The sequence below is a fragment of the Aquabacter sp. genome, assembly GCF_965279295.1.
Lineage (GTDB): Bacteria > Pseudomonadota > Alphaproteobacteria > Rhizobiales > Xanthobacteraceae > Aquabacter.
The window spans coordinates 373,285-384,583 of the sequence record NZ_CBDIHQ010000016.1; the positions used below are offsets into that span (position 1 = coordinate 373,285).

The window sequence follows — 11,299 nt, forward strand, 5'->3', positions numbered from 1 at the left end:
GCGGGGGAGGGGTGGGGAAGGGGCTTGAGCCTAAGGGAAGTGCTTCAGCCCCGCCGCTTCTCACCACTTCCCCCTCCCTAGCCCTCCCCCGCAAGCGGGAGAGGGGATGAGGCTGTGAGGGGATATGAGGCGGTGCCGAAAATCGCCCGTAGGTCGGGCGCGGTGCCGGGGTCGGAATGAAGGTTTAGGCGCTGCTCGACGTGCATGAAATGGTGGCGCGACAGGTCGATGGCGCGGGCGACATCGCGGGCACGCAGCGCCTCGACGATGGCGCCATGCTCATCAACCCCGCAGATGGATTGCGAGGCGGGTTCGTAGACCGAGACCATCACCGACGAGCGGCTCAGCAGGTCGCGCAGGAAGCGGGACAATTCTTCATTGTCGAGAGCATCCACCAGCAGCATGTGGAACGCCCCGGAGAGGCGCACCGAGGCCGCACGGTCGCCGCGCTCGGCGGCGGCGCGCTCCTCGCGCAGATGGGCGTCCAGGCGGGCCAGGATATCGTCGTTGAGGATCTGGCCGAGCCGCACCAGCACACCGGCTTCCAGCACCCGGTGAGCCTCATAGACGGCCTTGATCTCGTCGACCGAGGGCCGCGCCACGCGGGCACCGCGATTGGGGATGATCTCGATACGCCGTTCGGCACCCAGCCGTTGCAGGACCTTGCGCACCCGCTCGCGGGAGACGCCGAAGCTCTCGGCGAGCTTGTGCTCGGCCAGCTTGGTGCCGGCCTTCAGGCGTCCCTCCATGATGGCGCGGGTGATCGCCTGATGGATCAGCTCGTCGGCCTCCGGGTCTGCCTTGCTCGGCTTGGTCCGCTTCTCAGTCATGCCTCATCCGTATCAGCGCCCTAAAAATGTGCACATTACCTATTTAAAAATGTGCACATTTATTTCCGACGTCGACAGTCCTTTGGGGTCGCGTGACCCAAGGGCTTCATATAGCACAGCTTTCCAGGAATGTGCACAATTGGCCCAACTCTTGCGAAGACCAAGGCATCCTCTCCCGCCTATCGAAAGGGAAGCAGATGGTCACGCACATATCCCGCCGTTCCGCATTGAAGCTGGGGGCCGGCGCCCTCGTTGGCAGCATTGCAATGCCCGCAATCTCCCGCGCCGCCGCGAAGGAAATCGTCATCGGCGGCCCGGCCGGTGCCGCGAAATATTTCAACGCGGACGTCTTTCCGCTGATCGAGAAGAAGCTCGACATTAAGGTGCTCTACGAGGGCACCAACTCGCTGACCAATTTGCAGAAGATGCAGGCCGACAAGGCCAGCCCGAAAATGTCCGTGGTGGTCATGGACGATCCGGTGATGCTGCCGGCGGCGGCGGACGGGCTGATCGTGCCCATGGCCAGCGCCTCGGTTCCGAACCTCGCGAAGCTGGTGCCCGGTTCGATCCATCAGGACGGCATGTGGGCGAACTACCAGCGGCCCTGGGCCGGCATCGCCTATTCCACCAAGCGCATGCCCACCGCCCCCGCCGCCTGGGCAACGCTCTGGGACCCGAAATACAGCCAGAAGGTCATCGTGCCTTCGCTTCAGAACACCGAAGGTTTCTGGGTTCTTCTGGCCGCCGCGCATCTTGAGACCGGGAAGCCCTACAAGGAGGCGCAGTACGACATCGATGCCGCCTTCAAGAAGCTTAAGAGCCTTAAGCCGAACCTGCTGAACGTCTATACCAACGCGCCGCAGGCCATCAATCTGCTGGAGCAGGGAGAGGCCTATATGATCGGCGGTCAGTTCTCCGCCTATACACTGATCCGCAAGGCGGACGGCTCCCCGGTAAATCTGGCCATTCCCGCCGACGGTGGGTTCGCCATGCCATCCGGCATCGCCAAGGTGAAGGGTGGCCCGGCGGGCGATCTCAGCGAGGCGGTCATCAACGCTTTCCTCTCGCCCGAGGTGCAGTCCGTGCTCGCCGCCAAGGCGTTCGTGGCGCCGACCAACACCACCGTCCCGACCCCCGCTGGCTTCCCCGACGCCGCCTCCCTGTTCGCGCCCGACTGGGCGTTCGTCGCCAAGGAACGCGCCGGCTGGGTGGACCGCTGGATCAAGGAGATGTCATGACCGACGCAGCCCCCCATCTGGTCGTCAAACAGGCTTCCAAGCGATATGGCGCCACCACGGTGCTCGACCGGGTGGACCTTGCCATCGGCCGTGGGGAGCTGGTGACGCTTCTCGGGCCCTCGGGCTGCGGCAAGACCACCTTGCTGCGGCTCGTCGCCGGCCTCGCAATGCCCGACGGCGGCTCGATCGAGATCGCCGGACGGGATGTGACCCGCACGCCGCCGCACAAGCGCAACGTAGGCGTGGTGTTCCAGAGCTACGCCCTGTTCCCGCACCTGACGGTCGCCGGCAACGTGGCCTTCGGGCTCAATGTGCGCCGCCGCCCCAAGGCGGAGGTGCAGGCGGCGGTGTTCCGGGCTCTGGCGCTGGTGCATCTCGACCATCTCGCCGCGCGCCCCATCTCGGCGCTCTCGGGCGGCCAGCAGCAGCGGGTCGCCCTGGCGCGTGCCATCGCGGTGCAGCCGGACGTGCTGCTGTTCGACGAGGCGCTCTCCGCGCTTGACCGCAAGCTGCGGGAAGAGATGCAGGTTGAGATGCGGCGTATCCTGCGGGACATCGGCGCCACCGCCATCTTCGTCACCCACGACCAGGACGAGGCGCTCACCATGTCCGACCGCGTCGCGGTGATGAACGGCGGGAGGATCGAGCAACTGGCGGAACCGCGCACCGTCTACGCGCGCCCCGCGAGCCTGTTCACGCTCAACTTCGTCGGCCTGTCCTCGCGTGTAGCAGGCACGGTCGTCGGCTCACATGACGGCGTGGTGGAGGTGGACACCAAGCTCGGGCGGCTTTCGGCGATGGGCAATTTCCTCGCCGGCTCTCCGGTCATCGTCGCCACCCGTCCCGAGCATGTGCGCCCGGTCTCGGAGGGCGAGGGCAATGTCGCCACGGGTCGTGTGCAATCGGTGGTGTTCCAGGGCTCCCGCAGCCTCGTATCCGTCACCACGGAGGCCGGCCCGTTGCTCGCCGAGTTCGCGGGACAGGACGCCGCCAATCTGGTGCCGGACGCACCCATAAGCCTCGGCTGGCCGGTGGCTGAAACCCTGGCCTTTCCGGCACCGGAGGCGGCATGAGCGACGCAGCCATTCCCGTCCCCGTGCAGCCCAAGAGCTTCGACCGGGAAAAACTTCTGGCTTGGGCGCTCGCCGCGCCCGCGCTGCTGATCCTCATCGGCCTGTTCGCGCTGCCGCTGGCGAAACTGCTGGCGGCCAGCGTCGCGGCGCCGGACGGCAGCTTCACGCTCGCCGAATACGGCAAGCTTCTGGGGACGAGCTATTATCTTGGCGTCGTCTGGAATTCCCTGCGCCTTGCGCTCATCACCACGTTGATCGCGCTGGCCATCGGCTATCCCGCATCCTTCGCATTGGCGCGGGCACGGGGCGGGGTGCGCAGCACGCTGCTGGCGTGCCTGTTCCTGCCGCTGGCGGCGAGCGTGATCGTCAAGGCGTTCGCCTGGACCATCCTGCTCCGTAGCGACGGGCTCGTGAACACCGTTCTGATTGCCCTGCACATCATCGACGATCCGATCCGCATGATCTTCACCGAGACCGCGCTGATCGTCGGCTCGGTCAACATCTTCCTGCCGTTCATGATCCTGCCGATCTACACGGTGGTGACGCAGCTGGACACCCGCCTTTCCGATGCCGCCGCGACCCTTGGCGCATCGCCTGTCGAGGCGTTCGTGCGGGTGGTGTTTCCGCTCACGCTTCCCGGCATCATCGCCGGTGTCGCTTTGGTATTCTCGCTCTCGGTGTCGGCCTATGTGGTGCCCACGCTGCTGATCGGGGAGCGTTATCCCACCCTCTCCACAACCATCGCCAAGGCCTATCTGCTGGCGCGCCAGCCGGCGTTCGGCGCGGCGGCCGGCGTGGTGCTCCTCGCCATCGCGGTGGCGGTGGTCACCATCAGCACGCGGCTCGGACGCGGGGAGGCACGCAAATGAGCGCGCGCATCGCAATCATCTTCGCATGGGCCGCGGCGCTGGGGGCGGCGCTGTTCCTGCTGGCGCCGCTGCTGGTCATCGCTGCCGCATCGTTCTCGCCGACGCCGGTGTTCGACCTGCCGGTGGATGGCGCCTCGCTGCGCTGGTACAGCCGGATCGCGTCGCTCGACGGCTTCTGGCCGTCGCTGTTCCTGTCGCTTCAGATCGCCGGTCTTTCCACCGCGCTGGCGCTGGTGCTGGGGACGCTCTCGGCGATCGCCATCACCAAGGGCAAGCTGCCGTTCGCCGAGACCATCGGCACCTTCCTGGTGTCGCCGCTCATGATGCCGGGCCTCGTACTCGGCATCGCGCTGTTACAATATTTCCGTTCCATCGGCTTTGCCGCCACCTGGAGCGCGCTGCTGCTGGCGCATCTGGTGATCACGCTGCCCTATGTGGCCCGCACCATGGTCGCGGGTCTCGCGCGCTTCGACTTCACCTTGGTTGAGGCCGCCCGGACGCTGGGCTGCACCTATCCCGGCGCGATCCTGAAAGCCATGGTCCCGGCCCTGGCGCCCTCCTTCCTCACCGCGGGATTGTTCAGCTTTCTCGCCTCCTTCGACAATTATCCCGTGTCGATCTTCCTGACCGACGTGCGGACCAAGACGCTGCCAATCAAGATGCTGCAATATATTGAGGAAGCGCCCGATCCCACGATCGCCGCGCTATCGACGCTGATCCTCGGCGCCACCGTTATCCTGCTGATCGCCAGCGACCGCATGGTCGGCCTGCACCGCATGGCGGGGACCGGAGAATGAAGACCGCGCCATTTCCGGGTCTGCCGGCCTCCACCCGTGATCTCGTCGGCTATGCCGGCGCGCCGCCCCAGGCCAATTGGCCCGGACGCGCCAAGGTCGCCGTCTCCTTCGTGGTGAATTTCGAGGAAGGGGCGGAGTTTTCCGTCTCTGAGGGGGATGCCCGCAACGAGGGCATATACGAGGTGGACCACAAGCTCGACGGCCCCGACCCCTGCATCGAGAGCCATTTCGAGTATGCCACCCGTGCCGCCTGGTGGCGCATCATGGACCTGCTCGACACCCACGGCGTGAAGGTCACGGTGAGCGCCTGCGGGCGTGCCGTGGAACGCTCGCCGGATCTGGCGCGGGATGCCATCGCGCGCGGCCACGAACTCTCCGCCCATGGCTGGCGGTGGGAGAGCCATGCTGGCATGGACGAAGCCACCGAGCGGGCCAAGATCGCCCGCACCGTCCAGGCCATCACCCGCGCCACCGGCCACCGTCCGGTGGGATGGCACACCCGCTCGGCCTCATCCGCCAACACCCGGCGCCTGCTGGTGGAGGAGGGCGGCTTTGTCTACGACAGCGATGCCTATAACGATGATCTGCCTTACTTCGTGCCCGTCTCGGGGCGGCGGCATCTTGTGCTGCCTTATGCCTTCGACACCAACGACATGCATTTCCAGCATACCCAGCGGTTCCGGGGGGCGGACTTCGCCGACTATGTGATCGACGCGTTTGATTGGCTGGCGCGCGAGGGCGAACAGGTGCCGAAAATGATGTCGGTGGGGCTGCATTTGCGGATGATCGGCCGTCCCGGCCGCATGGGCGCGCTGGATCGCATCCTGGCGCACATCACAGGCGCGGGCTGCGCCTGGATCGCTCCGCGCGCCGATATCGCCCGCCACTGGATTAAGACGTTTCCGGACGGTGCCGCGTGACGCAAAGGGACGCGGGCCGGCGCATTCTCATCGTCAATCCCAACACGTCGGACCACATCACCCGCTTGATGGTGGCGGAAGGCGTCCGCATGGCGCCGGCCGGTGTGGAGGTGGTGGGAGCAACGGCGCCGTTCGGCGCGCCCTCGCTCGAATGCCTGGCGGAACTCACCGTGGCAGGGCATGCGGTGCTCACGGTGCTGGCCGATCACCTCGATTGTGGTGCTGCCATCATCGGCGCGTTCGGCGATCCCGGTCTCGCGGCGGCGGTGGACATCATGCCCATGCCGGTGTTCGGCATCGGGCGGTGCGGGCTGCTTGCGGCCGCCGATGGGGCGCGCCGCCGCTTCTCAATCGTCACGCTGGGCCCCCATATGCGCGCTAGCCTGGAACGGGCGGCGCAAGATGCCGGGGTGGGCGAAGCGCTTGCTAATATTGCCTTTCTCTCCGCGAGCGTGCTGGAATTGGCACGCGACCCGGCCGGGTTTCACGCGCAGATGCTGGCCCTGGCGCGGGACTGTGTATCCGGGCATGGCGCCCAGGCGGTGCTGTTCGCGGGAGCGCCGTTTTCCGGCATCGGGAACGCGGGCTTGGCGGGGCTGGATGTGCCGGTGTTCGACGGGCTGTCCAGCGCCATGTCGGCGGCGCTCTCAGTCCCCGTGCGGGCGCGCGCGAGCGGAGAAATCGTGAGCGGCGGCAAGGCGATGGTGGGGATTTCGGAGGCTCTCGCGCGGCTGATTACGGCGCGTCTCAAGCGGGGCTGAACGTCACTTGCCCACGGCGAAGTCGCTGGTCGGGGCGGTGAAATTGCCGTGGATAATGAACGGACTAAAGCGCCGGGAAATGTCCACCGCGCAGCCGATCACCTCGCGCTGCACGGCATCGAGATGGCGCTGGTCGGCCCGCTCGGCCGGGATGGCGACAGCAACCGCTCCGATCACCGCGCCGACACTGTCGCGGAAGGCGGTGCCGATGCCCACGACCCCCTCCTCGAACTCCTCGTCTTCGATGGCGAAACCATAGCGCCGGATCTGCCGCAGGCTTTCCAGCAGGTCGCCTAACCCATTGATTGTCTTTGATGTGAGCGGCTGGAGACCGTGTTCACCGACCACCCGTGCCACCTGCATTTCCGGCAGCCAGGCGAGGATGGCTTTGCCCACCGCGGTCGCGTGGGCGGCGTTCTCGATGCCCTCGCGGCGGATCTCCGCTTCGCCGAAGCGCGGGCAGGGCAAAGCGGTGAGGATGGAGAGGGTGGTGCCGTCCATCACGGCGAGGTGGGCGGCCTCGCGGGTGCGCTCGTTCAGTCGTTTCAGGTAGGGCAGGGCCTCGCCGATGAAGTCGAATTGGCTGGCGCGCATGCGGGCCAGTTCCATGATGCGCGGGCCGGCGAGATAGGTCCGGCTTTTCGGGTTCCGCGCCACATAACGCCGTGCCACCAAGGTGTTAAGGAGATGATGGCAGGTCGAGGCGCTGAGGCCCATGAGGGCGGCGATGTCCTGAAGCTTCATCTCGTCCGCCGATGCGGAGAGCATTTCCAGGAGCTGAAGCGCGCGGTCCACCGACTGGGTGACGCCCTTCTCCGACTTGCCCAGAAGGGGGGCGGGAATCAAGGCGGGCTCTGGGTTTCGGGCGGTTTCTTGGGTGGGGTCCAGGTCGAGGTTGAAGGTGTGGCGCAGGACGCTGATGTCGGCCGGCTCAAGGCGCTGGGAGGCCTGGCGGCGATGTGTCAGCCGGGGTTCGGAGGCCATGGCTCAGGCCGGGGAATTGGACGGCGCGGGGATCGCCGCCTCGGCTTTCGCGAGCCGCGACTGAACCAGTAAGGCTATGGCGCACAAGGCAAATCCGGCGATGCTCACGCCGGTCCATTCACCCACATTCCAGGCATAGGCGCCGATCCCCGTGCCCACCGCCGCGCCCAGAAAGCGGGTGACCATGTACACGGTGTTGAGGCGGCTGATTGCGGTGGCATCCAGGTGGTAATTGCGGTTCATACTGCTGACGTGGCTCACCTGCATGCCAAGATCGAGAAGGATAATCCCCGGTATCAACCCCCAGATCGTGCCCCCCAACGCCATGAAGGTCAGGAACGAGGCGGCCATCAGCGCGCCGCTCGCCATGAGGATGACGGTCGGCTTCATCCGGTCCGACAGCCGCCCCGCCGCCGGGGCCGCAAGCACACCGCAGGCGCCCACCAGCGCGAGGGCACCGGCGACGTCGCTGCCGTAGTGCTGGGGCAGTGCCGCGAGGTGGAAGGCGAGGGTGGTCCAAAACACGCTGAAGGCGCCGAACTGAAGCGCGGCGGCGATGGAGGTGATGCGCAGCACCGGGTGGAGGCGCCAGAGGCGGCCGAGAGAGACGAACAATTCGCCATAGGAGCCGCTGAACTTCGGCGGGGAGCGCGGCAGCATCAGCGCCAGCACGACGATCAGCACCAGCATGACGCCGGCGGCGATGTGATAGACCGCCTGCCAGCCGAGAAGGTCGGCGATGGTGCCGCTGACGAAGCGCGAGAGTAGGATGCCGAGCAGCAGCCCGGCCATCACCAGCCCCACCGCCCCGCCGCCCTCGCCCTTTGGCGCGAGTTGCGACACGAAGGGGGGGAGGATCTGCGGCACCATGCTGGTGAAGCCGATGCCGAAGCCCGCCGCGATCAACAGGCCGATGGTCGGCGCGTGGGCAAACGCGATGAGCGCCAGCGCGGAGAGCCCAAGCATCACCAGGATCAGCGAGCGCCGCTCCACCATGTCGCCGAGCGGCAGCAGCACCAGCATGCCGATGGCGTAGCCGAGCTGGGTGGCCAGCGCGACCCAGCTGGCCCAGGCATCGCTTGCCGAGAACACCTGGGCGAATTCCGCCAGCAGCGGCTGGCAGTAATAATTGTTGGCGACCACGATGCCCGCGGTCACTGCCATGACCCAGACCATGGGGCCCTGAACCGAGCGTTTCATGGCAACTCGCAATCCGTGAGCGAAACAAGGCCCCGCGAGCGGGACCACGAGGGGCGTTACCTCACCAGGCGAGCGTAGGGAACCCCGCATCGGAGAGCAGGCGCCGGCCGCGCGCGCCGATCTCGTCGGCAAGGCCGGCCGGAGCGGCGACGCCGAGGAGGCGGCCCTTTTCCTTGCGCAGTTCGCCGTCGATAAACACGCTGTCGACGTTTCCGGCGTGGGCGAACATCACCGCTGCATCCACCGGGTTCAGCGCCGGTGCCATGTTCATGTCGTCGCGGCGCAGCAGCACGATGTCCGCCTTCTTGCACGGTGTGAGCGAGCCGATGGCGTGTTCGAGCCCGAGCACGTGAGCATTGTTGCGGGTGGCCCATTCCAGCGCCTCGAACGAGCGCACCGAGATGGTCTCGGCGAGCCCGCCGCCGGTGCCGATCTGCTTGAGGTTCTTCTTCTGATATTCCGCCGCGCTGCCGCCGGCGTCGCTGTCCAGTTCGGCCTGTATCGCCATGTTGTCGAACAGGCGCTGCACCATCAGGCTGATGCGCATGGTGTCGAACATCGATCCCGTGACCCCCGCCTCGGTGTCCGGGCCGATGGAGGGGCGCCCGCCGGCCGCGCTCACCCGGCCGATCAGGGGCGCCTTGGCGTGACCCTTGATCTCGACGATGGAGGTGGCGGTGATGGTCGCGCCCGCGTCCACCAGCAGCTTGATCTCGTCGTCGTCGATGTAGTTGGCATGGGCGAGATTGTGCTTGGCGCTGAGCAGGCCCTCGGCGGCGATCTGGCGGTAGCCGCCGGGCACCAGGCGGTTGGCGCGTCCCCACACATGGGCGCTGGAGAGCAGGTCGTATTCGCGCGCCAGGGCGAAATCTTCGCGGCACACCTCGATGGTCGCGTAGTCCGGCCCCAGGATGCACATGGCGAGGCCCAGCAAGGCGTCCTCGCTGGAGAACCGCCCGCGCCGCAGCCGTTCGATCTCCGAACGGGGGTGGGGGATTTCGGAGAACGGCCGTTCACCGGGCTTGGGCTTCGGCTTCACCGTGCCATGGCCGAACACGCCGCGAATGCCGGCGGCGGCGAGGCCGTCGATGGCGGCGTCGGTGTGCTCGGGCGTCGGGTTGTTATGGCACCAGTCGAACACCGTGGTGGTGCCGGCGTCGATCTGGCTCAGCGCGCCGGCATATTCGGACACGCGGATGTCGTCCGGGGTGAAGCGCGGCGCCGCGCCGGCATGGACGTAATTGTAATAATCCTGCCCCGCCCAATCGCTGCCGATGCCGCGCAGCACAGTCTGCCAGAGGTGGATATGGGCGTTGATCAGGCCGGGAATGACGATCATGCGGCTGGCGTCGACCACCTTGGCGTCATCGGCGGACAATTCGGGCGCGACGGCGAGGATGCGGTCTCCCTCGATCAGGATATCGCCTTTGCTCAGCAGCCCGATCTCAGGGTCCATGCTGATGATCGCGCCCGATTTTATCAGGGTTCTATCGTTGCCCATGTGCCCTGCCCATTGCCGATATAATTTCACAATATCGAATTTAATCCCTGCCTATTTATATGCCTCGCCTAATTACCCGTCAACTTTTGCGTATTGGCGTTGACATAGGGGGAGGTCATGGCATCTCATAAGAATGAAATTTCATGTGGTGGAATTTCTAATTTCGCCGCGATGCCCCAGCGCTTCTGGAATGCGAGGTCGAGATGGGTCCTTATGTGCTGAAACGGCTGGGCGTAGCGCTGCTTGTCCTCGCCGCCGTTTCGGTCATCACCTTCGCCTTGCTGCGCACCGCGGGGGACCCGGCGATCGCGCTCGCGGGCAATGATGCCGCCGCGGATGAAATCCAGCGCATAAGGGTCGCCTTCGGCTTCGATCAGCCGCTTTACGTCCAGTACTGGCGCTGGCTGGTCAGCGTGCTCAACGGCAATCTCGGCTGGTCCAATTATCTTCATCGCCCGGTCGCGGAAGTGATCGTCGAGCGGGCGCCGGTCACGGTGACTTTGGCGCTGTGCTCGGTCGCCTTCGCGATCGCCCTCGCCGTACCTTTGGGCGTCCTCGCCGCGTGGCGGCCCAACACCGCCATTGACCGCATCGCGCTCGGCATCGCCGTGGTGGGGCAGGCGCTTCCCAATTTCTTTTTCGCGCTGATCCTCATCGTGTTCTTCGGCGTGACGCTGCGTTGGCTGCCGATTTCCGGCGACGCCAAGTGGGCCAATTACGTCCTGCCCTCGATTGCGCTGGGGTATTATTCCGCCCCCGCCATCATGCGCCTGACCCGCGCGGGGATGATCGAGGTGCTGTCCGCCGACTATATCCGTGCCGCCCGCGCCAAGGGGGTGCGGGGGCCGCGCCTGCTGTTCAAGCATGCCCTGCGCAATGCCGCGATCCCGGTGGTGGCACTGACCTCCGTGCAATTGGGCCTGATGCTGGGCGGCTCCATCATCGTGGAATCCGTGTTCTCGATGAACGGGCTCGGCCGCCTCGGCTGGCAGTCGATCCAGCGCACCGACCTGGAGATGATCCAGGCCCTGGTCCTCACCATTTCCGTCGCCTACCTGCTGCTCACCTTCCTGGCCGATATTTGCAACGGCTTCCTCGATCCGCGCCTTCGGCTCGGGTGATGAAA

General features: G+C 66.1%; 11 protein-coding genes. 7 read left to right on the plus strand and 4 right to left on the minus strand.

Annotated features, from left to right (window positions below):
• Positions 1-77 precede the first annotated feature (77 nt).
• Entirely contained in the window at positions 78-830 is a 753-nt protein-coding gene (locus ADADO0_RS14165) for a GntR family transcriptional regulator (protein ID WP_511305792.1), read from the minus strand.
• A 266-nt stretch (positions 831-1,096) separates the two neighbouring features.
• Between ADADO0_RS14165 and ADADO0_RS14170 the strand changes: the two genes are divergently transcribed.
• From ADADO0_RS14170 to ADADO0_RS14195, 6 genes are read left to right on the plus strand one after another with little or no spacing between them, the layout of a single operon-like run.
• Positions 1,097-2,068, plus strand: a complete 972-nt coding sequence (locus ADADO0_RS14170; RefSeq protein WP_511305793.1) for an ABC transporter substrate-binding protein — start codon at positions 1,097-1,099, stop codon at positions 2,066-2,068.
• Complete coding sequence (locus ADADO0_RS14175) at positions 2,065-3,141, plus strand: ABC transporter ATP-binding protein (protein WP_511305794.1); 1,077 nt, start codon at positions 2,065-2,067, stop codon at positions 3,139-3,141. The genes ADADO0_RS14170 and ADADO0_RS14175 overlap by 4 nt, the downstream gene beginning before the upstream one ends.
• Positions 3,138-4,010: an ABC transporter permease gene (locus ADADO0_RS14180; RefSeq protein WP_511305795.1), complete on the plus strand. Its 873-nt coding sequence runs from the start codon at positions 3,138-3,140 to the stop codon at positions 4,008-4,010. The genes ADADO0_RS14175 and ADADO0_RS14180 overlap by 4 nt, the downstream gene beginning before the upstream one ends.
• Complete coding sequence (locus tag ADADO0_RS14185) at positions 4,007-4,807, plus strand: ABC transporter permease (RefSeq protein WP_511305796.1); 801 nt, start codon at positions 4,007-4,009, stop codon at positions 4,805-4,807. The genes ADADO0_RS14180 and ADADO0_RS14185 overlap by 4 nt, the downstream gene beginning before the upstream one ends.
• The gene (locus ADADO0_RS14190; RefSeq protein ID WP_511305797.1) at positions 4,804-5,727 is read left to right on the plus strand and encodes a polysaccharide deacetylase family protein; all 924 of its coding nucleotides are present in this window, start codon (positions 4,804-4,806) and stop codon (positions 5,725-5,727) included. The genes ADADO0_RS14185 and ADADO0_RS14190 overlap by 4 nt, the downstream gene beginning before the upstream one ends.
• The gene (locus ADADO0_RS14195) at positions 5,724-6,488 is read left to right on the plus strand and encodes an aspartate/glutamate racemase family protein (RefSeq protein ID WP_511305799.1); all 765 of its coding nucleotides are present in this window, start codon (positions 5,724-5,726) and stop codon (positions 6,486-6,488) included. Before ADADO0_RS14190 ends, ADADO0_RS14195 begins: the two co-directional genes overlap by 4 nt.
• A gap of 3 nt (positions 6,489-6,491) precedes the next feature.
• Here the strand turns inward: ADADO0_RS14195 and ADADO0_RS14200 are convergent, their stop codons facing one another.
• From ADADO0_RS14200 to ADADO0_RS14210, 3 genes are all read right to left on the minus strand, one after another.
• A complete protein-coding gene (locus tag ADADO0_RS14200; RefSeq protein ID WP_511305801.1) occupies positions 6,492-7,472 on the minus strand; it encodes an IclR family transcriptional regulator in 981 nt (326 codons plus the stop codon).
• A gap of 3 nt (positions 7,473-7,475) precedes the next feature.
• Positions 7,476-8,672, minus strand: a complete 1,197-nt coding sequence (locus ADADO0_RS14205) for an MFS transporter (RefSeq protein WP_511305802.1) — start codon at positions 8,670-8,672, stop codon at positions 7,476-7,478.
• Positions 8,673-8,733: 61 nt separating this feature from the next.
• On the minus strand, positions 8,734-10,173 hold the full coding sequence (locus ADADO0_RS14210) for an amidohydrolase family protein (RefSeq protein WP_511305803.1): 1,440 nt from the start codon (positions 10,171-10,173) through the stop codon (positions 8,734-8,736).
• Positions 10,174-10,376: 203 nt separating this feature from the next.
• Here ADADO0_RS14210 and ADADO0_RS14215 point away from each other — a divergent pair, with 203 nt between their 5' ends.
• Positions 10,377-11,294: an ABC transporter permease gene (locus tag ADADO0_RS14215; RefSeq protein WP_511305804.1), complete on the plus strand. Its 918-nt coding sequence runs from the start codon at positions 10,377-10,379 to the stop codon at positions 11,292-11,294.
• Positions 11,295-11,299: the final 5 nt, after the last annotated feature.

Coding starts and splice junctions, on each gene's coding strand:
- ADADO0_RS14170 (WP_511305793.1), top strand. CDS start 1,097: ATGCCCGCAATCTCCCGCGCCGCCGCGAAGGAAATCGTCATCGGCGGC.
- ADADO0_RS14205 (WP_511305802.1), bottom strand. CDS start 8,672: ATGAAACGCTCGGTTCAGGGCCCCATGGTCTGGGTCATGGCAGTGACC.
- ADADO0_RS14185 (WP_511305796.1), top strand. CDS start 4,007: ATGAGCGCGCGCATCGCAATCATCTTCGCATGGGCCGCGGCGCTGGGG.
- ADADO0_RS14175 (WP_511305794.1), top strand. CDS start 2,065: ATGACCGACGCAGCCCCCCATCTGGTCGTCAAACAGGCTTCCAAGCGA.
- ADADO0_RS14180 (WP_511305795.1), top strand. CDS start 3,138: ATGAGCGACGCAGCCATTCCCGTCCCCGTGCAGCCCAAGAGCTTCGAC.
- ADADO0_RS14200 (WP_511305801.1), bottom strand. CDS start 7,472: ATGGCCTCCGAACCCCGGCTGACACATCGCCGCCAGGCCTCCCAGCGC.
- ADADO0_RS14190 (WP_511305797.1), top strand. CDS start 4,804: ATGAAGACCGCGCCATTTCCGGGTCTGCCGGCCTCCACCCGTGATCTC.
- ADADO0_RS14210 (WP_511305803.1), bottom strand. CDS start 10,173: ATGGGCAACGATAGAACCCTGATAAAATCGGGCGCGATCATCAGCATG.
- ADADO0_RS14215 (WP_511305804.1), top strand. CDS start 10,377: ATGGGTCCTTATGTGCTGAAACGGCTGGGCGTAGCGCTGCTTGTCCTC.
- ADADO0_RS14165 (WP_511305792.1), bottom strand. CDS start 830: ATGACTGAGAAGCGGACCAAGCCGAGCAAGGCAGACCCGGAGGCCGAC.